Below are 21,917 nucleotides of genomic sequence, written 5' to 3' on the forward strand. Positions count from 1 at the left end.
TGTTATGTACTTTCTCTCAATGTTTTCGGAAGGTAAATTGTAAAAATAGCTCCCCCGTTTTTCTCGTTTTGAATTTCAATTGTTCCCCCTAGTAGATCTACCATTTCTTTCACGTTTGCTAGTCCGTAACCACGATTATTTCCTTTCGTTGAAAATCCTTTTTGAAAAATGGTCGTTATTTTTTCTGCCGGTATCCCTATTCCGCTATCTATCACTTCAAATACAATATCGTGTCCAATATCCGTAACAAAGAAGGAAACACTCTTTTCCTCTCGTTCATTCACCGCATCAAATGCATTATCGATTATATTTCCAAGTATCGTAATAAGATGCGACACTTTTATATGTTCTGGTAACGGATGAAGCGCGCTATCTCCTTCAATATGAAAATCGATTTTCTTCTCAGACGCTGTTCCGATTTTTCCTAATAAAATAGCTTGTACTTTCGCATCGTGAATTTGATGAAATAAAATATGGTTTTGGCTTTGATGAATATTAGATTCTTGCTGGATAAATTCAATTGCTTCTTTGTAATGCCCTAACTGAAGTAATCCTGATAAAACGAAAAGTTTATTTGTAAATTCATGCGTTTGAGCACGTAAGTCCTCTGAATACTTTCTTACCTCAGATATCGTATTCACTAAGTTTTGCAGTTCTGTTTTATCTCTAAAACTACATACAACGCCTACCGTACTATTATTTTCGAGTATCGGCGTCATGTTTAAAATAAACACTTTATCTTGAAACGCGATTTCTTGATCGCTTTCTAACACTCTCTCCATATGAAATTCCGGTAAAACTTTTGAAATGTGCTGCTGCATATAATCATCATTTACATGAAGCATTTCTTCTGCTGAGGTGTTCATCATCGTAATAAAACCGTTTTGATCAATGGCGATAATCCCTTCTTTTATAGATAGTAGTATCGCGCTTCGTTCCCGGTATAGCGCTGCGATTTCATTCGGCTCTAAACCGAGTGTATCTTTACGAATACTACGTGCTAAAAGAATGCCACCCACAATTCCAGCTAGTAATACAGCTAAGGAAAAGAGTATAATTTCTTTCGTTCTGCTTAATATGTTAGATTCGATACCTTTTATTAAAAACTCTACTGTCACAACGCCTACGACTTGATCGTAGTCTCCGTTATGAACAATAATAGGTGCCTTTGCCATTAAGGCTGGACCACTTGTACCATTTCCTTCGAGTGTATAATAACCACCAAAAGTAAGTGCCTCATAGTTATACGGGTTGTTACTCTTTGTACCAATCAACTCCGAATTAGAATGTGAATACATAACCCCATAGCGATCTTCCACAATTACATAATCCGCACCAGCTTGCTCACGAACTTGTTCCGCAATGGATTGGATAGTACTTTTATGTTCGTTATTTTGAAAAGCCTCTTTTATAGCTGGCATAAAAGAAAGAGATTTAGCTGTTTGCAGTGCTAACTGTTCCACTTGGTGCTTCGTATCAACGGACTGAATGTAAACAAATATTCCCGCTAACAGGAGAACGACAAATAAAATTAACGTAATAATTAAGCTTACTATTTTCGTTTGCAATGACACTTTGCGTGATTTCTTCATACTTCATATCCTTTGATAAAATATTCTAAACTATCAATCTCCTTTTTCTATTATTATGACAAAACGAATAAGGAAGCAACTATTAAAACTCTCCATGTACATAAAGTACAAAAAGAATAAAACTGTCACAATATTGAGATTTAATTCTACAGACAGTACAATTCAACTATAATGAACACGCTTTCATAATTATCATTTTATTTATAAGCAAGAGGAGGAATTATTATGGCTCAAGCAAAATCTAATCGAGTCGCCGGCAATATTTTCAAAGGTTCTGTCGGCAATTTAATTGAATGGTACGACTGGTACGTTTACTCTGCTTTTGCTGTTTATTTTTCAGCAGAGTTCTTTCCTAAAGGCGATCCAACGAGTCAGTTACTAAACACAGCGGCTATTTTCGCAGTTGGATTTTTAATGCGCCCTATCGGAAGTTTATTAATGGGACGCTATGCAGATCGGCACGGACGCCGGGCGGCATTAACCCTCTCCATTACGGTTATGGCCGGTGGTTCTTTAATTATTGCCTGTACACCGAGTTACGAAAGTATCGGTATTATGGCGCCAATTATTTTAGTTCTTGCCCGTTTACTACAAGGATTATCACTTGGTGGAGAGTACGGAACTTCCGCAACGTATTTATCTGAAATGGCTAGTAGTGGACGCCGTGGTTTTTATTCAAGTTTCCAATATGTAACGCTCGTTGCTGGACAGATGGTTGCGTTAGGCGTTCAAATTGTTCTTCAGCAATTACTAAGCGAACCAGATATGAAAGCTTGGGGATGGCGTATTCCATTCATTATTGGAGCGATGGGCGCAGTAGCTGTATTATGGCTTCGCCGCACGATGGATGAGTCGGAGCAGTTCTCAAACATAAAATCACAAAAACGTGAAAGCGCAGGAACCATTCGCGCTCTTATGAAACATCCGAAAGCAGTATTAACAGTAGTCGGCCTAACATTAGGAGGCACTGTTGCATTTTATACGTACACAACATATTTACAAAAGTTCATGGTAAACACAGTCGGCCTTCCGAAAGAAGTTGTAAGCTGGATTAACTTTGTCGCACTACTTATATTCGTCGTACTTCAGCCAATTGCAGGGCTATTATCCGATAAAATTGGACGCCGCCCACTATTAATGGCATTCGGTATTCTCGGAACATTACTAACAGCACCGATCTTCTTCTTCATGGAAAAAACGACAGAACCAATCGTAGCATTTTTACTCATGATGGTCGGCCTCATTATCGTTACTGGCTACACATCAATTAACGCAATTGTAAAAGCAGAACTCTTCCCAACTGAAATTCGCGCACTAGGCGTAGGTTTACCATATGCTCTAACAGTTGCGATATTCGGCGGAACTGCAGAGTTCATCGCTTTATGGCTAAAGAGCATCGGAATGGAATCACTATTCTACTTCTACGTAGCTGGATGTATCGCAATCAGCTTTATTACGTATTGGCGTATGGATGAGTCATCGAAGACTTCGCAGATTGAGGCGGAGCTTGGTGGTGGGGATACACTAGCCAATAATAAGTCTAGTTAAAATTATGTATTCTAGTATCTTCGTTTATTTGAAAAAGCATAATTCACTAATATGCAATTTAAAAACCTCTACTTATATGTAGAGGTTTTTGTATGACGAAAAAACACGTAGTTCCATTGTTATTTTACAAACCCAGCTTCTATTCGATATAGTGACAGCACATAATTTGAAGTTTAAATAACGATGTCTTGATAACCAACTTCTACAACTTGCTCATTTTCAAATTTCACCCCGACACCGTCCTCTTCCCAGGTACAATTGAATATTAATCCAACTCTTCTAATTCCATCTTCAAAATCTGGTAATATAATTAACCCAACAGGTTCCACCAATTTTCCTAGTTCTTGAATGGTTGTTATAATCGGCGCTATTTTATCAGCAGATTCATCACCTACCATATCTCTATATTCCATATATTCTTCTTTATAATACTCGAATATCGCTTGTTCAGCTTCTTTTGTAAGTTTGTTTATATCAGTAATGAACTTCCTATATGCTTCTTCTTGAACTTTAGGAATTAAATCATCTTCTTCTCCATCAATAGTTAAAGAAACTATTTTTTCCTGCCCAAAAATAGTTATCTTTTGTTGTCCGCTCCAATATAAATCGTGCACAATTTCACCAAATAATTCATGGTTTATTTTTTTCATAATTTTATTCTCCTGAATTTTTTCTCGATAACCAATTACGCCCATATTCCCCGAATAAAAAAAATAAACTCATGTTAAACTTTTCTTATTCTTTAGGAACACAGCTATTACATTTCCATTCTTATCAATAACTACTCTCAAATTGTTAATACGCCTTCAATTAGCTGTAGCACCAATAGATTCTTTGAAGGTTTGTCCGTAATAAATAACATGATTATAAATTTTAAAAATAAATGTTATAGTCACCCGAAATAAAAAGCGTGAGCTATTGGACCCACGCTTAAGAAGCATTTTAGTTTAAATGTTTTTATAAAAGTTAATTTTTTAGTTATTATTTTTATACATTTTTTGTGCTTGTCCCCAAACCTCAATTAAATCTCTAAGTTCATAAGAAGCAAATAAATTATTAAAAGATTGTAACCCCTACTATAAGAAATACTATTATTACTAAAGGAAGAATGATAATCATAAAGGATATTATTATTGTTAATAATGCTTTCCATGCTGAAAATTGGTGTGCTTCTCCTAAACATTTTAAGGAAATAATGATTGTCCAAATTGCAATAACTATATCAATTATGGCAAAAATAATAAACAAAATCGTTAAAGTTATGCTACTATCCATTTTCGGTGTCTCACTCGTAAAGTTTTCTATCCCAAACAAGAAAAATGAAGGCAACCAAACTAATATAAGAGAATAAACGTAAGGGATATAAGAATAGGCAACTGAGTAACGTGTTTTTTCAAAGGTACCTTGTCCACCAAGTTTTTTTGCTACCCAATTAAATAACGCTGGTAGCAAAAAATAATAAATTAAGAAAGCAACGAAGGTACCGAATATAACTATTGAGATTATTGAAAATGGACTACTTATTGAATCCGCCACATTTTTAGAAGATGCTCGATCTAAAGTCTGTACGAATGAGCCTAATAAAATGAGTAAAAACACATTCTTAGGTTTGGATATAAAAATTTCTTTCATTGTATCACGTGGTTTTGTCCAAATGGAGAACCAAGGATTAAGTGCACGCTTAAATTGATTTTCTGGAGTTTCCATATAAAAAAACATTCCCCTTTCTTAAAACATATTAAATACAATTTCCTAATCATTCCAGTTGTGTACATAGAAATATTAAAGCATAAATAGACGGTTATTTAAATATAAATATTCAATCATTTAATTTCATCTGAAACTTAGGAGGAGTGCTTCTTAGCAATTACCTCTATATTGTCTTGTATTTTTAACTATGGGCTGAGTAGTTACTTTCATTTTGAGTACCTCACATTCTTTAATACATTGGATAAACAGTTATAATTTTATCATCCTATTAAAGAAGGGTTATTTTTAACGCTTCCTCAAGCATTGTATTAAAATCATTATATGTGTTCATTACCGTACCAGATGGTTTATCAAGTTCTAAATAAGTACCTTCAGATATGTTTTTACAAAACTATGCTATATTTGAATCTCCAAGGAAAAGATACTCTTTTTGAAATTCATTTTCATACCAAATCTCATTGGTTTCTATAAGCCCGCAAATTGATTCGTCCCTTTCTGTATCTAACAAATAAGAGTCAACTCCATAAAGTACTAGCCCGTTAAAATCTAATCCATTTACAGTTTTAAAAAACTCCTCATATTCACTCGGTAGGCCAACATTAAAACTCTCTTTCATGCGTTCTCTTAATTTCTGAACTTCACTATCCGTTGCGGGTGTATTCAGTTTATCATTAAAACTTTTCTCTATTTTTTCAATTTCTAAAATTAGATTTTTCCACATATAAAAAACTTCTTTCTAAGAGTATTCATTCTCCTTTAGGATAGGTACTATATTTGGGTATAGACCAAGTTATATCTGCACTATCTCCATCTTGTAAGTGTCTAGTTAATGTAAACCATTGCTTCAACTTCTATCAGTTATTTTAGGACTTTCTTTTACATGTTTGCTTCTGAATCCCATACCTCTATAAATTCAAAACCTTTTAAATCACTTTCTAACACTGTATTTCTAAATTCATCTGATACAAAAACGGAAGGAATATGTAATATTTCATTTAAGTAAACTTTAAATATTGTTTGGTTCTTAACCATATTAGGTAAGAAGGCGTATTTTTTGAAATCTATTACTAAGCCAGAACGTAATTTCTTTAGTATAGCTTTCTCATAGTCAATGGCATCTATTGCATTTAGAACGTTAATTATATAGTACACTTCTCCCGTCACATCATGAATTAGGGGAAGAAATTCTACATTATCACCAAGCATAGACTCTAAGAATTTTTTAGCTTCCCCACTAACCATTGGTGTACCAACTTCTCCCCAAAAATGAGGAAAATTACTTTGATTTCCTTCTTCTACACATTTAATACGTATTTCTCCCCATGAATCAGATGCTTTTACTGCCGAGTCAATTTTTCCTTCAAAATACTTTTTAGAATCTTCTTCTAAATTCAATAGTTGAAAGGATTCATAGTCATCAAATGAACTCTTTAATTCCCAAATCTTCATTTTTACTCTCCTTTGTTATTTTTCTATCCTTCCTTTATCTAAATGTAATTCTATATTCATGATGTTGCTTCTCTCTTTTCTTTTCCATAGTCTTTACTGACTATAGGAGAACCGCGATTATATACTTAATATTCAATACAGACTCTTTAAAAGGTTTCCTGTGTTCTACCTCAACCTTCAAATAAAGAATATATGTATGATTAAAACTAATTATATTTTTTTACCTTTAAAGGAATAGATATAAAATACAAATCTATAGCATAAATAGTAATCAAAATACCTTTACCTTCATCAGCAAACTTTGATTGATGAAACTGTTCTGAAACTTTTCTTTTTCCCCATTTTTTAGGAAACCATTGAAATCCTGAAAACATATAATTAATCTACCTTTTCATTAAAATTTTGCTAGTTTATTTCTTAACTCTAGCTCTTCAACTGTTTCAAAACCTTTAAAAAATAAACTATCGATTTAATTATGATTAAAAAATACATTGTATTCTTTAGATGCTTTTTTCAATCAAAAAACTATTTTTCTTTTTTCCATGATATTCGAAATTCCCCACCATGTTCTTCCGTTTTAATTTTAACCTTATATGTATCATCCTTAGGCACTTTAATATTTTTTTCGCCTTCGCCACTATTAAACTCTAGTATTGTATTATCATTTGAATCCACAACATAAGCAATTATAGTTCCTTGTTTAGTTTTATCATCAAAAGAAAAAATCCAATTCTCACCTTTTTTAACTTTCCTATCTTGAGTTGCAGATCCAGTAAATTTTCTATAATCTCCAGATATACTACCTGATACACTATCTGAAGAACCATGAACTTTACCACCAACAATAGTTCCCTCTCTTGTAAAACAACCACTAAGAATTATTAAACACAAAACAAATAAAATTGTATTTTTAAAAATTTTTACCATCATTACCCCTCCTATTCCCAATAAAATTTTCACCATTAAACTTATAAAAATAACTATAATAAAAAATTATATCCAATAAGATATATATATTTTATTATAGTTATAAATTCCGAATTATTATTTCAAATCTTCACACAACTTAATTTCATCCTCATTTATGTAACCAGTAAAAATAACTTCTGATATGTATTCATGGTTAAAAAACATATTATATTCAGTTGAAACATTTCCAATAGGATAATAACAAGCCACATAATCCCAAGTTTCCTTAGTTTTTGAATCTTCCTGTTTTCTACCATATATCATCAAAGGTTGCTCCCATGTTTTAAATTACTCCAGTCTTATATTAATCCCGTTTTTTTGTAAATTTATCATAAAATTTCTCTTGCGCCCACCGTCCGAATTTTAAAAAACATATTAAACCTGCTCCCAAAAGAATGAGAACGATAGTTCCTAACAATTTTTCCCACAAATTGTTAGATGGAGTAATCATTAATCCTATAATAGATACAGATATTACGACATAAACTAAAATATATAATGGTTTATAAGATGGAGTTTTCATATCATTTTTTCTCCTCAGGTTTTTCAAATTTCAAACTACTTCCCACAGTAAAACCCTCTAAAGCAGGAACCGTTATACCAGTTTCTTTTCCAAAGCTACCTTTCAAACCTATTGCGCCTAATCCCAAATCACCTTTAATTTTTAGGTCTTCATCTCCAATAATTGGAAACTTTTTTGGAAAATGTAGCATACTTACTTCTACTTCATACTTAAGTGTAGAAGCTTCCGATGCTGCCTTTAAGGAGTAATCGTCAATACCCGCTATAACTTCTCCTGAAAAAATTTTTTGAGTAACTGTAACCTCTCTATCTTTTAATTGTATGATACCTAAAGGTGTCATTAAAGAAATTGTGGATTTAAATTTATATGAGTTATCTCAAATACCTGCTGCCCCTTTTACGCCAATAACTTTACTAACAAATACATCTTCTTTTAAACTCTTCCAATCATAGGGTATATTCACATCCAATTTCCCAGCTATAGCCTTTGTTGAAAGCTCATCACCATTAGAGAAGCTGCTCTTTTTTTCCATTTAAAAGCCTATACGTATTTTCCCTCCATCTTCTATATGCTTCCGTAAATAATAATACTTATGGAGTTCTATAATCATATAAAACAAACCAAACGAAAACACTGTGCATGCACACATAAATACAATCGCACCCATCTGTTGTGTTGCAATGCTAAGAATTATATTAGCAATTAACTGCCCCGATCCCGCTGCAATAGCTGCTACTTTTACACCACCAGTTCCTTTCGATGATTTTGATTTTTTTCTTGGTTCCTGAAGTTTTTCAATATGATTTTTATAAAAATAATACAAAGCAAAACCATACAAACCAAATGAAAGAATAAAATAGATGGGAGTTTGTAATTGTAACACTTCATAAGCATATTTTTGAGTTATAACCAATAATCCGACTGAACATATGGCGCCATATACTCCTCGAAATAGAGTGTATTGTAACTGTCGTTTCCGAGGATTGATAGCAATCCATATCGCCCACAAATTTAAAAAAATAACTGGAGGAGTTACTATATATACATAGAGTAATCGAAAAGGATTCGCAAACGCAGGCAAAAGAACAAACACGTCTGCCCCCAAAAGGACAAGACCAATTACGTGGACCCTTATTTCATTTACAGGATAAAGAGCCATATAATGTGCAAAAGCTTTCTTATTAAAATCTATACTTTTTTTCATGTTAATTAAACCACCCCGCTACTGTTCCAATCAGTAAAAGTTTCATAACTATTCATTCTCTCCCCCTAAATTTATCCATAATATTATGAGCAACTATATTCCATAGTAAAGAAAGTACGGTAACAAAAAGTACAGCTAAAGAAAAATAAATCCTATCCTTCCATGTATCATATACAATCATGCCTAGTATAATCATTATTAAGGCACCAACACATATAACTATTTTTGAAAATTTTTGCATTCTATTATCTCGCTTCCTTCTCAAACTTAAATGAAACTCCTGTGGAATCTATAACTATACCCACCTATTACAATCTCACCTTTGGAACTTATATCACAATAACCTAATACATGTATATAATTAGGTATCTTAATTTTAGTAATTTCCGCTTCATATGTTTGCAACACTATCAACGTTTCAAATGTCCTTTATAAATTCCTGACTTAACCCCAAAACATTAAAATATGAATATTATAAAAATTAACTATCTACTTCCCATCAAAATTACGGTAATCCTATTAAGCCTGGGGTTACTCCTTCTACCTTCGCCCATTCAAACGAGCACTCAACTAACATTTGATTCTTACACTTAATTTTTAATAAACCTTCTTCTTCTATCTTATTTATTTCAAAATAATCAATTATATTTTCTATCCCTAAACCTTTTATTGTTAAATTATAAATAGTAAAGAAAGATATCTCTACATAAATTACATCCCACTTATTCCATCGTTTTGGCTTATTTTCAACATTTTCCTTTGTCATCAATTGAATAACTAAAGTAGGACCATCTCTTTTAAGACGCACATCTACTAACTCTGATTCTTCAAACTTTGGTATTTTCCCAAAAATACCAATTAACGCTTGTGGATTTAAAAATTTAAATTGATCAATCATTTTTTACTCCCTATTTATTATTTCTCTTCTCAAAATAATAATAATCCTCCATACCATCTACCTGTCCTATTCGTGTATTGTATTCAGGTCTTACATTATGATGCGGTGGATGATCTCCAACTCCACCTTCTCCAAACTTATGACCCTCTGAATGATCTTGATTGACCTTTTACTTCATATGTAAATTCTCGAGTCATAATAGGCTGTTTATTATCATTCAATATCCTTTTACCATTGCTATCTGTTAATGGTACCATCTTTTGACTAATCGGGTGTTGAAATCTAGGTATATTTAATTGTCTTTTAATTTCTTTTAAACTAGCTCCCCTAGATTCATGAGAATTTTCCCCCTCAATCTTCTTAACTTGGGGATAATATTAAAAAGACTTATGCGTAATTTACATAAGTCTTACTTTTGTTACTCATAATTAATTATTCGTCCTCGTCTTCAAACTCATATAAGCTATCAAGTAATTCTGCAAAAGATGAACAAACAGGATAGATGGATTCTTCCATTTCTTCTTCCTCATGGTCCCAAAATACGACTGTTGGTGACTGAGGATTATTTCGGTAATCAAAGCATAGAAGGTTACCAAACGGGTCTCTAGCAAAAGGATATACTTTATCTACCAATCTATCTTTTATACTATTATATGTTTGCAGCATAGAAATTTTTCTCTCAGAGTCTAAGGTTAAAAGGTTATTAAGTGAATCTTCATCCTGATTAGGAATATTGAATGTATCTGGAGTAGGATAGCCACCATCATATTTCTTTACACACTCAATAAAATCATTAGGAAATTTAATACCAAAGTACTCTTCTAATTGTTCAATTTGTTCATCTGTAACTTTTTTCTCACTTACATTAATCCATGTAATGTTGTTCATAATTATAAACCGCCCTATCTTTTCCTCAAATTTTATATCCACCTGTATGACCAGTATCGTGATGTATCTGATAATCTACAAGTTGTATTCGACCAGGTTCCTGATTATGAAAGATTTAAAATTAATTCTGCTAAACTATCACAGATTACTTCGAAGCTTCCGCTTTCATAAGCTTCTAATTTTACTTGTCCATTTTCATTATCTACAACTACCAAGAGACCATTGAATCCCATACCAATAGGAATATTATTCAGTTGATTATCATGTGCGCCTTGGTACCCTTGTAAAGATACATAAAAATCATGCAGTTCAATTCCTGGTATAACAGAATTTAATTCAAAATCATAACCTAAATAATTACCTCCTAAGTCTAAAAACCAATAAGAATTATAATATTCTTTAATTGAATTATATAATTGTATCCCCAAATCTTTTTCTATATTAGAAAAATCATGAATTATATTTTTTTCTAACGGTTTCCAGAATACGTATCCCTCTATATCTGGTTCTCCTTCATAGATAAAAGCCTCTGCTTCTTCTATCCATAAAGATTTTGGCAATGAATTATTACAATCTTGCCACTCTCTAATTATTTTATCAAAACAATTTTTCATTTCATTTTTCATTTTTTTATTTACCGCCTAATGTATGATGTTCAATAAATTTCTGAAGCATTTCTACATATCCTGCATCTTTTCCCCCATGCTCCAATCGATTTTTCTGCGTTATGAATCCCTCCAAAACCAGGATGTAGTGGCAGCGGAACACCAACAGCTTGACCACCACCAATATGGTGATGGACTAATTTAGTTCCACGTAATCCAGTAAAATCATATTGTAGAAATTCCCCTCTAAATCATTAAGGATTTAGAGGGGAATTTCTTTATCACATAAGTAATATCATTTCTTATTAAATTTACTGTGTATCAGTTCAAAGAATTTATTTGTACCAAGTGAAATTGCGCCAATAATAAGAACACCAATAATAAAATAAATCTTTTTAAATAAGTTGTAAGGAGATAAAATAGCAACTACAAGAAGTATTATAATTGCAACGAATGTGACTAATTTCCCAACTTTAAATGCTTGCATATTAGCTTTCCTCCTTCTGGATAAAAACAGCCAATATAGTCATACATCACAGGTTCTTTAACCATAAGTTTTTGTTTCCTTCCATAAATCACAATACTTAAAATTCAATAAACCTCTTTAAAAGGTTTCATGTGTTCTACCCCCATCTTCTATATGCTTCCTTAAATAATAGTACCTATGGAGTTCCATAATGAAATGAAACAACATAAACGAAAGCATGGAGTATACACACATTAATACAATTGCTACCATCTTTTGTGTTGCAAAACCAAGACTGATATTAGCAATGAGTTGACCCAATCCTACAAAAGCCACTACTCCGAAACTAGAGTTTTTTTTCGATGATTTTGATTTTTTGATTGATTCCTGAAGTTTTTTAATATGATTTTTATAATAATAATACAAAGCAAAAATATACAAACCAACCGAAAAAATAAAATAGATAGGAGTTTGTAATCCTAACATTCCATATGCAAACTTTTGGGTTATAACTAATAATCCTACTGAACATACGATGCCAAATACCCCACGAAATAGAGTGTATTGTAATTGCCGCTTCCTAGGATTTATAACAATCCATATTGCCCATACATTTAAAAAAGCAACTGGTGGAACTATTATGTACATATATATCGGTTGAACAGGATTCGCAAAAGCAGGCAAAAGCACAAATATATCTGCTATCCCAATCACAAGAGTAATTATAGTCGATCTTATATCATTTACAGCATAAAGAGCCATATAATATTCAAAAGCTTTTTTATTAAAATCTGTATTTTTTTTCATGTTAATTAAACCACCCCGCTACTGTTGACCAAGCTTTTTTCGAACCCGTTTTCACCCTATCCTTAATACTATTATCTTCACCATCACCATCTAAATCAACATCCCATTTTACACCTTCTGTGAAATATTATTCCCTTCTCGAAAAGAAGATCAACCCATTAATAAAATCTAGGCTTATCAAAAATTTCAAAAAGCCAAAGATTTTGCTGGGATCGAATCTATTGGGACTCACACCATGTGCAAAACCTTCGGCTATTGGTTCTATAAACAAACAAAAGATTTCGCTATGTTGTAAGAAATACTCAATCATAGCACCTCATAAATTACACTTAAAATATATTGGTATCAATAAGGAAGAAAAAGATAATATCTGAGCTACATTTCAAATTTAAAAAATAAAAAGGGCATATCCCTTTCAGAATTGCCCTTTACCTTAAAAGTATATGTCAGCTTATTATTTATTTCTTTTCACAAAATGATGAATCCCTTCAAAGATTACTTCTTTTAGAGCTTCTGCATAATCCGAATAACCTTGTTTCCCTGCAATTATTTCCAATAATCCCCTTACATTCCCATCAAGTATTATAGTAACTCCTGGCGTCAGTTCACCAGTTCCTTCATTCTTAAATGTTTCTTTTATCATAATTAATTTATTTTCTTCAATGACCTAATCCTCTCTAACTAAATAGCTTTTATTCTTATCTTCCCAGTATCTATATTCATAGGGTACTTGTTCATCAAATCGCTGTAAATAACCTCTCCAGTTATTCGGAATATATTCTTCAAAAGATATTGATTCCGGATAATTAGAATAAAAAATTAAACGCTCAAAATCTATTAGGAAACATGGATTATAATCATAATAGGCTTCTTCTCTATTAGTTCTTAGTTCTCTTAAAAATTCTAACCTAATATCTTCTGTAAATCTTTTATATTTTTCTATTCTTTCTAAAAAGTTAGCTATTGTAGTCTCATTTAAAATACTAATGCCTTTTCTTTCCTCTGGATATTCACTAGGAGAATATCCAGCTTGATTATAATCTAAATACCATAAATCCGATTCAGTTATATACCAATTGAGCTTATTTTTATATTTTACACCTACTATAATATTTTCGGCGTATAAAGGCTTAATCATTTAACACGCTCTCCTCTCTTACTTAATAAGTTTAGCATTCCGTCCGTATTCTACCAACCACCGACTAGTGGGGTCAGGTAATTCGTATGCAATACCTTCAAATCCATATTTATCAAAAGTACCCTTGTCAACAATCTTAGGAGCTGTTCTACCTTCGTTAAGTGGATTAGTTTTATAATCCTTCTGAATAAAAACAGCCTATGTAGTTATACAGGTTCTTCAACCATAAGCAGTTGTTTTCTTCCGTAAATTACAACCTTTTTTGTCCCTCCTTTTAAGAGAACAATAGAACCATTTGGTAAAAACTTTTCTTTAGAAAATTGCATAATTCCCCATCCTTGCTTTATCCAAATGTAATTCTATATTCATGATGTTGCTTCTCCCTTTTCTTTTCCGCATTCTTTACTGACTATAGGAGAACCACGATTATATACTTAAAATTCAATACAGACTCTTTAAATGGTTTCATGTGTTCTACCCCCATCTTCTATATGCTTCCTTAAATAATAGTACCTATGGAGTTCCATAATGAAATGAAACAACATAAACGAAAGCATGGAATATACACACATTAATACAATTGCTACCATCTTTTGTGTTGCAAAACCAAGACTGATATTAGCAATGAGTTGACCCAATCCTACAAAAGCCAATACTCCGAAACCAGAGTTTTTTTTCGATGACTTTGATTTTTTGATTGATCCCTGAAGTTTTTTAATATGATTTTTATAATAATAATACAAAGCAAAAATATACAAACCAACCGAAAAAATAAAATAGATAGGAGTTTGTAATCCTAACATTCCATATGCAAACTTTTGGGTTATAACTAATAATCCTACTGAACATACGATGCCAAATACCCCACGAAATAGAGTGTATTGTAATTGCCGCTTCCTAGGATTTATAACAATCTATATCGCCCACAATTTACACTTAAATACATTGGTATCAATAAAGAAGAAAAGGATAATATCCTTGATACATTTCTCCTTTAATTTCTTTAAAATATATATCAACCTATTAAAAAGCAAATATTAGTCTTCTTTTTTAATTAAAATATTAAAAGCAAAAAAACTTTAATACAAATTCAAACCCATAAATAAAATTTAATTATTTTTCTTACATTATTCTTTTAACATACTTAAAAACTCACTAAAATTATCTGCAACTTCACTAGTTACCGGATTCAACTCTTCTGATTCTTCATGATACCATACCACAACAGATGGTATTTCCTTTTCTCTAAAATCTAAACAAAGAAAATCACCTGCGAATAAAACAGCAAATGGAATAATATTTATCCCTGTTAAATCTTCATCATCCGTTAAACGAGTATCGATATCAGATAATACAACCTCTATATCATACCAACCATTTTCATCATCATCTTCTGGGTCCTCCAACAAACATAAGAAACGTTCAATTAAAAGTTCGTTTTTTTCATGTGAAAAAACATTAGTAATTGGAATAGAGCCATTATATTTTTTCAAAAAATCTATAAAATCATTTGGTAATTTTATCTCACAATATTCCTCAAATGATTCAATTAATTCATCATTTGGTGATTGAAGTTCACTACCATTTTTAATCTTCATTTTAATTCCTCCATTTCTTTACCTACCTTTAGATCTATAAGACCAATGTCCTTCACTCCGCCCACCTTTATGAAATATGCTATTATGTATTCCAAATGGTACTAATTCCATTTTACCTGGCATCTAACCATTTAAATTGTTGTTTGTCACTTGCCAACCACATTTCCTCTGGTAACTCATCCGATTTAATAATTAAACCAGCTTTCTTAAAATCAGGATATTGTGTACCTAATTTCATAGGAACATCAGGTATTAAACCTTTCTCAATAGCAACCTGCTTAATAATAGCTTTTTGGGGAGCTGTTAATTTTTCTCCACCACTAATCTACCTCCATTTCCACGGACTATTAGAATTTACTACTGCAGCATTATATTCTAATTCAAAATCGAGATATTTCCCTTCTACAGCATCGTCTAAAATCTTTATATATTCATCCACTTCATATAAATTTTCTATAAAATCAGATACAATAGCAATCTCTTCCTGTAAACGAATTCTTAATCCACTAAATGGATCACACCAAAATTCATGCGAACTATCTCTCCACCCATCATCATATCTAAATACCTTTAGATTCTTTTGCAATGACTATTGCTGATAATTATTTAGGAAAAAAGACTTTAAAACCTGAGATAATGGAGAAATATGAAATAATAGATAGAGCTGACCTCTATAAGAAGTCAGCTCTATCTATTATTTCAATTCTTTATTTTTTCCTTTTTTAAATTCTTTTTGTTTATCTTGCCAAATATGAATTAAATCTACTAATTCAATCGTTTCTATCTCACAAAAATCTCCCTTACCATCTTCAGCCAAATTGTCTAGGACAGTAGTTGTATCTTTCCGAATTTCTAAACCACAAATGTTTCCATTTACTACTACGTAATTTTCTTTCCCATTTAAAACACTATGTATTTCTTCTAAAATCCAATCTCCAAACGCAGAAACTTCAACGCCTAAAAAAGTCTCCATAAGTTTAATTTCTTGAGGAAGCCTCATAACTAGTTTTCCATTGGTAAGTACTTCAAAGCTATATGGATATTTCATTACTATTGTACTCCTTTATACTAAAGATAAAATTTATTCCGCTGGGAAAGCAGAGATAATTTTCCCATTCCCATCTATATACATGCTAATCCTTATACCCTCTGAACCTATTCCAGAATATGTGTTACCAAATTCATACGTTCTATTATTATATGCTTCATTTATATTATCTACAATCTTTTGCGGGCTCCAATCTTTAGGGAAAAATGTAGAAAATCCTCTATTTCCAGTTTTAGGGGTTCCATTCACTTCTACCCTAGCTTTATAAATGCCTTGATCATTTAATATCTCTTCTGTTCCGCTAATTATTTTTCCAGGTGTATTCTCCAATACTTCAGTATGATAACCCATTGCGTCACCACGCCAATTTATTTCACCCTCTAGGATATGTTTGAGTGTATTTGGTCTAAATTTTTCTGTATGTTGTAAATTAGATATAATTTCCCTATTAGAAAGTGAAGATCTATGATTTTCATTAACAAAATTACTCCCACCAGAATTACTTTCACCTCTAGCAAACTGATAGGTCGACAGCTTTTCTTCAGCTTTTTTAAAATCAGGCGTATCAAATCTAAATCGCAAACTATTTCCACCAGCAAAAGCAAAGCGATCTCCCATTTGTAAATTACTTGTAATATGTGAAACAGCTTGCGGAATCTTATTTTTTGCTAGTTTGGTCACTTTACCTGCTTGACCTAATTTACTTGCTTTACTTAATCCTTTATCACCAATAAGTCCTAATCCAACTTGTGTTAAAGCATAACTTCCCCATTTAGCACGACTTTCAGCATCTCCATTTATTACATCATTAATAAATGAATCTGACAATGTATTATACATGGTACTAAGGGTATCAATAGGGTGCAAAGCAGCGTTCCCCATGTTTTCCCACGTTTCCCAATCTCCTAAAGCTTTTATTCCGTCTATTGTATCGCTAACTGCTTGTCCCGTACCCTCTACAATACCGTCCCAAATTTTTTCACCAGTAGATTTTTCAGGTAGCTTACCACACATTTCACCTTCTTCAATTAAATTGGCAGCTTGTCGTGCCCTCTCTTCTGTAATCGCCTGAATAGAAGTTGTCCATTCCATATTCAACCCTTGCGTACTAAATGTACCACTTGCAGGACTAAAGCCTTTTCCACTTTGAACTTCCGCAAGACCTGCAGCAATACTAGCTGCTAATTGAAGTGCTGTACTATAATTATTACTAGCGGTCTGATTGAATTGATACAAATGATCCAGCTTTTCTTGCAGTTTTTTCCTCATCACAGTAAAAAGATTCGCCATAGCGTCCATACCTGGGATTGGCATAGCTTGACTGATGGCTTCCATACTTGCTTTCATTCGGTCAATTTCTCGAATTTGTTCTAATATTTCTTGTTCAATTACATCTGTGGAAGCGACTTGTGATTGAAATTGACTTGGAAAAGCATCGTTCTGGCGAATTAACTCTTCACACAGATAAATGATTCCTTGCGCTAAAGGACGAAAGGTTTGTACAAAAAATGATTTTGCACTGCTATAAGTTTGTCCTTGTAGAACAGTATCAATTGCAAAGGCATCAATTGACTGAATGACTTGTTCCATACCTTGAATAGTAGCGTTACATACAGCATTCATACTTTGAGTTTGGCCTTGTACTTCTCCTAAATACATATTTAAGCTCATGCATTGACCTCCCTCGCTAATTGTTGTTGTTGATAGGAAAGGTCGTTTTCTAAATCATTAAGGTTTCGTCTTTCTTTAAGCAACGTTTCTTTTTGATTTTCTAATTCAAATGTGACTTTTCGTTCAATATGTTGTGCCTCTTGATATGTATTCATAAAAAATTGAGACATTTCTCTATCACCATACCAAGTTCCTAAAATTCGATCAAACAAACGATGGTTTCGACCTCTCCATTCATAAAAATCTGCTTCCGCTTGCTCCTGAATGTGAATCGCGGATTGATTTCGGTCTTGTTCTTCAAATACACTTCTTAACTTTTGATTTACTTGATTGATTTGTTTTTCAATATCTTGACTCATTATATTCCTCCTACTATTTTACCTTTACGTAGGTTGTCACATTAGCGAAAAGTATTGTGAAGTTCGTTATCCATTCTCTCAAACTCTTGGGCTACTGAATGAATATTATCGACCGCTTGTTGAAAGGCAGTGGAAAATTGTTTCGTAAAATCTAACATTTGTTGATTCGCTTCTTGTGCTTTGGAATTAACAGATAGTGTTGTACGCGTCGCCTTTGTTATAGAACGATTTGTTGCACTTTGGATTATATTCGAAGCTGTTCTCATCTGCGTAGCAATTTGTTGTGCCGTTTGAAAATTACTTTGAAATTGTCCCATCACTCAAATCCTTTCTCTAATTTTCAGAACATGCCAAAGAAATCCCAATAAATATATGAAAATTCCCTAACAATATCACTCTTTTTAAACGTGTGTCCAGCTAAGTTGGGCATGCAATCAAATGAGCCATACAATATAAGCTGTATGGCTCATTTGAAATGCTTGTTATATAGAGTATGACAATTTTTATTTCAAACCGAAATTACGTGATAATTCTTCATCATGAGAAGCAACAGCCTCTGCAGTTTTATTAAGCTGCATATTAATTTCTTGTAATAGCTGTGCGAAGTTTTGTACTTTTGGCTTTAATTGATTGAACTGTTGGTCAAAACCTTCGAAAGCACGACCTTCCCATTCTCCTCTTAATTCATTTTGTAAATTTTGTAGTTGACTTAAAATGTCCTCAATTTGATTTGCACCTTGTCCATATTGAGCTGCTTTCGATTTAAGCTCCTCTGGTGACATACGAATTTGTCCAGCCATTTTCATTTCCCCTTTAATACATAATGAGCAAAATATAAATTGGTTAATTTTACTAAATATATTATAATGTATTATTTTGAACTTTAAAACATTTTATCTTTCTATTGAATATTAGAATATTAATATTCAACTTTTTCTTACTTTACAAGATTTTATGCAAAAAAGACCACCAAAAGGCAGTCCCTCAAAACTCAATCCCATCCCGCGCTCCACTACTTTCTCATACAAATAATTCGCAACGATAATATCTACTACAGCCAAACTAACTGATTTGAAAATAGTAATCTCTTCATCATTTTCGCGTCCGTTTTTTCCCTGCTTAGGATTTGTCCAATTTCGGCGTGGAGATTGCTAGTTTTATCGGAATTTGAAGATCACCTGTTTCTAGATCCTATTCAATTAAGCAATCCTACAAATGCCTCTTCTTCCTCATCTATAAAACCTACAAATATAATTCCTTCAATATCCTCATGATTAAATACAAATGTATACTCAGGATTAATATATCCTTCTGGATAAAAACAGCCAATATAGTCACACATCACAAGTTCTTTAATCCCAAGTTTTTGTTTTCTTCCATAGTTATTTATGTGAATTCAGCTCGTTTTTTTGTTTTGGGTGAAAAAAATTTTTTAACTTGATAGCAATGTGGTGCTGCCCCATCGCTATCAAGCTAAGGTTCGGAAAGGTTAGTTTCAGAAAAACTCTTCTTCTTTTTCTAAAAAACTAGTATGGATTATTGGAAATTATGCATATCAAATAAACCCTAACGGGTTTCATTTTTTTACTAGGCCGCTAGATTGGCCGACAGAGTGCAATTATATACGACACCTAATATATCAAAGACTGTTTTCTTTTCGTATCGATGCGATTTTCGTCCGTTTCGCTGTAGGAGGTTAAATAGGCGAAGAAGAATCTTTGATAATTCTTGGGTGTCTTTTTGTATGGATCGAAACAGAAGAGAAAAATAATCTTTAATCATATATATGGCTTTATATTCACTCAGCTCTTGTTTCTTCTTTGTGAGAAGTAATTTCCGCATTTGAAACATAATAGAGGAACAGAGTAGAATGGCAATCAATTGTCCATACAAATGGCATTCCAATCGTTCTCGTTTTATTTTTTTGCAATGATGAATGTGAAAGAATGATTTCCACGTTTTAAATAAAATTTCAATTTGCCAACGTAAAGAATACCAATCATGTACTTGTCCCATTGGGACAATATCTGTAGGGGTGTTTGTCATATATACATTGATACCACTGAGTCGTTTACTACGAGGAGAATACTTCATTCCTTTCTTTTTTTCTCTTACAGTTTGATCTTGTAATCGTTTTTGTTGTTGTTCTTTTGTTAGCCGATGAACAATCACGCGAGTTGGGACTTTATCAGTCATTCCTACAAAAGCGTCGAATATTTCACATGTTTGTCCTGGCTGAAGAGAGTTCATTAAGACCTCCATATCTATCTGTATATACTCTGTCCCTTTTTTGATTCTTCCATCTTGAAAATAATCAGGGGTGGAATTTTTTTGATAAATACGTGTATTTGACTTAATACGAGAGATATAGTAAGCCTTTTTATCTTGTATATATTGAAGGTCTTTCAAATGAAAATAACCTAAATCTCGAATACATAAATCATTCGCTGCCACAGTTGGGGCACACAGAGAACCGTAGGTCCGATCATGTTGTTTTCCCGAACCTGTATGAATATGTAGGAACTGTCCACTTAATAAATCATATTCAAGTTGAATCTTCACCCCCGCTGTATGGCTGCATCCTCCTGCACCTGGATAAACAGATGAAAATACATCGGGAAGTTGAAATGCAGTTGAATCTAAAATACGGATACGTTTGAAAATAGAGGTGTATGGAGAAGAAATCAGCTTAGTTGAAGATAACTTTTGATTGAGAAGTTCGGCTAACAATTGTTGTAGAAATTGCACGGCTGTGGCATTAAATCGTTGATTCAGTCCTTCCGGACTGATAAGTACTTCTGTTGATGCTTCTAAACAGCTACATAACTGAGTTAAAGAGGTTTTAGCGACATTTTGACTCATCCATACACATAAAGCAACTAAATCTTTTGCTTGGTACTTACTGGTTCGTTGCACAAAACCAACATCTCTAGCAAGATTTCGTAAGATATTTGGAGATAAGAAGCTTTGAACTTCTTGAGCAAATAGTTGTAATTCATCAGAGACAGAAATAGACATACAAAAACGCCATCCTTTCCAATGATTCTACAGAAAGCATAGCGTATTTTTATATTTGTGAGATAGTTTTAGAGACAAAAATAATAGAAATGGAAAAAAAGAAAAGATGAACGCAATCTATATACGTCTTAATGCAAAATATATATTGCATTAATATTACTTATAATTTAATATATAGAATATAGGATGGAAAGTATAAAGATTATCTTTACAAACGGGGTGTATTTAATGTCAGTAAGCAAAATAAAAATTGCAAGAACAGAAAAGGGGCTAACTCAACAAGAATTAGCTGTGCTTGTAAATGTTACTCGACAAACCATTGGTCTTATTGAACTTAATAAATATAATCCATCTTTAAAGCTTTGTATTGATATAGCTAAATCACTCGATAAAACTTTAGATGAATTATTTTGGGAGGAAAAATAG

At 32.6% G+C, this 21,917-nt stretch carries 29 protein-coding genes and 11 pseudogenes; 4 read left to right on the plus strand and 36 right to left on the minus strand.

Annotated elements, in window-relative coordinates:
• Nucleotides 1-2: 2 nt before the first annotated feature.
• Complete coding sequence (locus tag BLT20_RS03140) at nt 3-1,592, minus strand: ATP-binding protein (protein ID WP_000749652.1); 1,590 nt, start codon at nt 1,590-1,592, stop codon at nt 3-5.
• A 225-nt stretch (nt 1,593-1,817) separates the two neighbouring features.
• Between BLT20_RS03140 and BLT20_RS03145 the strand changes: the two genes are divergently transcribed.
• Nucleotides 1,818-3,140 (plus strand): MFS transporter, encoded by a 1,323-nt coding sequence (locus BLT20_RS03145; RefSeq protein ID WP_000035830.1) that lies wholly within the window; start codon nt 1,818-1,820, stop codon nt 3,138-3,140.
• Nucleotides 3,141-3,313: 173 nt separating this feature from the next.
• Here BLT20_RS03145 and BLT20_RS03150 read toward each other — a convergent pair whose 3' ends face one another.
• From BLT20_RS03150 to BLT20_RS03250, 19 genes and pseudogenes are all read right to left on the minus strand, one after another.
• Nucleotides 3,314-3,790, minus strand: coding sequence for a DUF6985 domain-containing protein (locus BLT20_RS03150; protein ID WP_000723511.1), 477 nt, complete (start codon nt 3,788-3,790; stop codon nt 3,314-3,316).
• A 406-nt stretch (nt 3,791-4,196) separates the two neighbouring features.
• A complete protein-coding gene (locus BLT20_RS03155) occupies nt 4,197-4,847 on the minus strand; it encodes a Yip1 family protein (RefSeq protein WP_000449727.1) in 651 nt (216 codons plus the stop codon).
• A gap of 271 nt (nt 4,848-5,118) precedes the next feature.
• Nucleotides 5,119-5,571 (minus strand): annotated as a pseudogene (locus BLT20_RS03160) (YrhA family protein).
• A gap of 155 nt (nt 5,572-5,726) precedes the next feature.
• Nucleotides 5,727-6,299 carry an imm11 family protein gene (locus tag BLT20_RS03170; protein WP_000707088.1) on the minus strand — a complete coding sequence of 191 codons (573 nt, stop codon included), beginning with the start codon at nt 6,297-6,299 and terminating at the stop codon, nt 5,727-5,729.
• Nucleotides 6,300-6,505: 206 nt separating this feature from the next.
• The gene (locus tag BLT20_RS30450; protein ID WP_000490950.1) at nt 6,506-6,673 is read right to left on the minus strand and encodes a hypothetical protein; all 168 of its coding nucleotides are present in this window, start codon (nt 6,671-6,673) and stop codon (nt 6,506-6,508) included.
• Nucleotides 6,674-6,824: 151 nt separating this feature from the next.
• A complete protein-coding gene (locus BLT20_RS03175; RefSeq protein ID WP_000238711.1) occupies nt 6,825-7,226 on the minus strand; it encodes a hypothetical protein in 402 nt (133 codons plus the stop codon).
• Nucleotides 7,227-7,343: 117 nt separating this feature from the next.
• Nucleotides 7,344-7,556: pseudogene (locus tag BLT20_RS03180) on the minus strand (DUF4176 domain-containing protein); the annotation flags it as partial.
• A 16-nt stretch (nt 7,557-7,572) separates the two neighbouring features.
• Complete coding sequence (locus BLT20_RS03185) at nt 7,573-7,791, minus strand: hypothetical protein (protein WP_000856860.1); 219 nt, start codon at nt 7,789-7,791, stop codon at nt 7,573-7,575.
• A gap of 1 nt (nt 7,792) precedes the next feature.
• On the minus strand, nt 7,793-8,131 hold the full coding sequence (locus tag BLT20_RS03190; protein ID WP_073339300.1) for a hypothetical protein: 339 nt from the start codon (nt 8,129-8,131) through the stop codon (nt 7,793-7,795).
• Nucleotides 8,132-8,167: 36 nt separating this feature from the next.
• Nucleotides 8,168-8,323, minus strand: a complete 156-nt coding sequence (locus BLT20_RS30455; protein WP_000412691.1) for a hypothetical protein — start codon at nt 8,321-8,323, stop codon at nt 8,168-8,170.
• Complete coding sequence (locus BLT20_RS03195) at nt 8,324-8,995, minus strand: hypothetical protein (RefSeq protein ID WP_000748157.1); 672 nt, start codon at nt 8,993-8,995, stop codon at nt 8,324-8,326.
• 505 nt (nt 8,996-9,500) lie between these two features.
• Entirely contained in the window at nt 9,501-9,893 is a 393-nt protein-coding gene (locus BLT20_RS03205; protein WP_000566913.1) for an immunity 50 family protein, read from the minus strand.
• A gap of 10 nt (nt 9,894-9,903) precedes the next feature.
• Nucleotides 9,904-9,993: pseudogene (locus tag BLT20_RS30895) on the minus strand (type IV secretion protein Rhs); the annotation flags it as partial.
• A 332-nt stretch (nt 9,994-10,325) separates the two neighbouring features.
• Nucleotides 10,326-10,781, minus strand: coding sequence for an SMI1/KNR4 family protein (locus BLT20_RS03215; protein WP_001060032.1), 456 nt, complete (start codon nt 10,779-10,781; stop codon nt 10,326-10,328).
• Between the two features lie 25 nt (nt 10,782-10,806).
• Nucleotides 10,807-10,890, minus strand: a pseudogene (locus tag BLT20_RS31290) (HNH endonuclease); the annotation flags it as partial.
• Entirely contained in the window at nt 10,886-11,407 is a 522-nt protein-coding gene (locus BLT20_RS03225; protein WP_000787240.1) for a SecY-interacting protein Syd, read from the minus strand. The gene BLT20_RS03225 and the pseudogene BLT20_RS31290, both read right to left, overlap by 5 nt.
• A 274-nt stretch (nt 11,408-11,681) precedes the next feature.
• On the minus strand, nt 11,682-11,873 hold the full coding sequence (locus tag BLT20_RS03235) for a hypothetical protein (RefSeq protein WP_001147554.1): 192 nt from the start codon (nt 11,871-11,873) through the stop codon (nt 11,682-11,684).
• Nucleotides 11,874-11,884: 11 nt separating this feature from the next.
• Nucleotides 11,885-11,977 (minus strand): annotated as a pseudogene (locus BLT20_RS30050) (DUF4176 domain-containing protein); the annotation flags it as partial.
• Nucleotides 11,978-11,990: 13 nt separating this feature from the next.
• Nucleotides 11,991-12,659 (minus strand): hypothetical protein, encoded by a 669-nt coding sequence (locus BLT20_RS03250; RefSeq protein WP_000742392.1) that lies wholly within the window; start codon nt 12,657-12,659, stop codon nt 11,991-11,993.
• A gap of 127 nt (nt 12,660-12,786) precedes the next feature.
• Between BLT20_RS03250 and BLT20_RS30900 the strand changes: the two are divergent.
• Nucleotides 12,787-13,033, plus strand: a pseudogene (locus tag BLT20_RS30900) (tyrosine-type recombinase/integrase); the annotation flags it as partial.
• Between the two features lie 80 nt (nt 13,034-13,113).
• On the opposite strand, the gene BLT20_RS03260 reads toward BLT20_RS30900, so the two are convergent.
• The 4 genes and pseudogenes from BLT20_RS03260 to BLT20_RS30055 form a co-directional block, all read right to left on the minus strand.
• Nucleotides 13,114-13,323: a hypothetical protein gene (locus BLT20_RS03260; protein ID WP_033684284.1), complete on the minus strand. Its 210-nt coding sequence runs from the start codon at nt 13,321-13,323 to the stop codon at nt 13,114-13,116.
• A 3-nt stretch (nt 13,324-13,326) separates the two neighbouring features.
• A complete protein-coding gene (locus BLT20_RS03265) occupies nt 13,327-13,797 on the minus strand; it encodes a hypothetical protein (protein WP_000595047.1) in 471 nt (156 codons plus the stop codon).
• Between the two features lie 178 nt (nt 13,798-13,975).
• Nucleotides 13,976-14,123 (minus strand): annotated as a pseudogene (locus BLT20_RS03270) (DUF4176 domain-containing protein); the annotation flags it as partial.
• A 129-nt stretch (nt 14,124-14,252) separates the two neighbouring features.
• A pseudogene (locus tag BLT20_RS30055) lies at nt 14,253-14,729 on the minus strand (hypothetical protein); the annotation flags it as partial.
• Here BLT20_RS30055 and BLT20_RS30905 point away from each other — a divergent pair.
• Nucleotides 14,721-14,795: pseudogene (locus BLT20_RS30905) on the plus strand (integrase); the annotation flags it as partial. The pseudogenes BLT20_RS30055 and BLT20_RS30905 sit on opposite strands and share 9 nt — an antisense overlap.
• Before the next feature lie 129 nt (nt 14,796-14,924).
• Here BLT20_RS30905 and BLT20_RS03285 read toward each other — a convergent pair.
• From BLT20_RS03285 to BLT20_RS03330, 12 genes and pseudogenes are all read right to left on the minus strand, one after another.
• Nucleotides 14,925-15,395, minus strand: coding sequence for an SMI1/KNR4 family protein (locus tag BLT20_RS03285; RefSeq protein ID WP_000694780.1), 471 nt, complete (start codon nt 15,393-15,395; stop codon nt 14,925-14,927).
• 18 nt (nt 15,396-15,413) lie between these two features.
• Nucleotides 15,414-15,518 (minus strand): HNH endonuclease, encoded by a 105-nt coding sequence (locus BLT20_RS30910; RefSeq protein WP_098343272.1) that lies wholly within the window; start codon nt 15,516-15,518, stop codon nt 15,414-15,416.
• Nucleotides 15,508-15,633: a hypothetical protein gene (locus BLT20_RS30915; protein WP_002025382.1), complete on the minus strand. Its 126-nt coding sequence runs from the start codon at nt 15,631-15,633 to the stop codon at nt 15,508-15,510. Before BLT20_RS30915 ends, BLT20_RS30910 begins: the two co-directional genes overlap by 11 nt.
• A gap of 117 nt (nt 15,634-15,750) precedes the next feature.
• Nucleotides 15,751-15,981: pseudogene (locus BLT20_RS30470) on the minus strand (hypothetical protein); the annotation flags it as partial.
• A 108-nt stretch (nt 15,982-16,089) separates the two neighbouring features.
• A complete protein-coding gene (locus tag BLT20_RS03295) occupies nt 16,090-16,443 on the minus strand; it encodes a type II toxin-antitoxin system toxin (RefSeq protein WP_000877046.1) in 354 nt (117 codons plus the stop codon).
• 33 nt (nt 16,444-16,476) lie between these two features.
• A complete protein-coding gene (locus BLT20_RS03300; RefSeq protein WP_000056046.1) occupies nt 16,477-18,114 on the minus strand; it encodes a ribonuclease in 1,638 nt (545 codons plus the stop codon).
• A complete protein-coding gene (locus tag BLT20_RS03305) occupies nt 18,111-18,473 on the minus strand; it encodes a DUF3958 family protein (RefSeq protein ID WP_000076121.1) in 363 nt (120 codons plus the stop codon). The genes BLT20_RS03300 and BLT20_RS03305 overlap by 4 nt, the downstream gene beginning before the upstream one ends.
• Before the next feature lie 41 nt (nt 18,474-18,514).
• On the minus strand, nt 18,515-18,790 hold the full coding sequence (locus BLT20_RS03310; protein WP_000529655.1) for a TIGR04197 family type VII secretion effector: 276 nt from the start codon (nt 18,788-18,790) through the stop codon (nt 18,515-18,517).
• 186 nt (nt 18,791-18,976) lie between these two features.
• Entirely contained in the window at nt 18,977-19,273 is a 297-nt protein-coding gene (locus tag BLT20_RS03315; protein WP_000918587.1) for a WXG100 family type VII secretion target, read from the minus strand.
• A gap of 126 nt (nt 19,274-19,399) precedes the next feature.
• On the minus strand, nt 19,400-19,552 hold the full coding sequence (locus BLT20_RS03320) for an ornithine cyclodeaminase (protein WP_230641402.1): 153 nt from the start codon (nt 19,550-19,552) through the stop codon (nt 19,400-19,402).
• A gap of 116 nt (nt 19,553-19,668) precedes the next feature.
• Nucleotides 19,669-19,854, minus strand: a pseudogene (locus BLT20_RS03325) (DUF4176 domain-containing protein); the annotation flags it as partial.
• Between the two features lie 206 nt (nt 19,855-20,060).
• The gene (locus BLT20_RS03330) at nt 20,061-21,491 is read right to left on the minus strand and encodes an IS4 family transposase (RefSeq protein ID WP_000028480.1); all 1,431 of its coding nucleotides are present in this window, start codon (nt 21,489-21,491) and stop codon (nt 20,061-20,063) included.
• A gap of 228 nt (nt 21,492-21,719) precedes the next feature.
• Here BLT20_RS03330 and BLT20_RS30920 point away from each other — a divergent pair, with 228 nt between their 5' ends.
• Nucleotides 21,720-21,917, plus strand: a complete 198-nt coding sequence (locus tag BLT20_RS30920) for a helix-turn-helix transcriptional regulator (protein WP_000116561.1) — start codon at nt 21,720-21,722, stop codon at nt 21,915-21,917.

This window comes from Bacillus sp. cl96 (genome assembly GCF_900100505.1).
GTDB lineage: Bacteria > Bacillota > Bacilli > Bacillales > Bacillaceae_G > Bacillus_A > Bacillus_A cereus.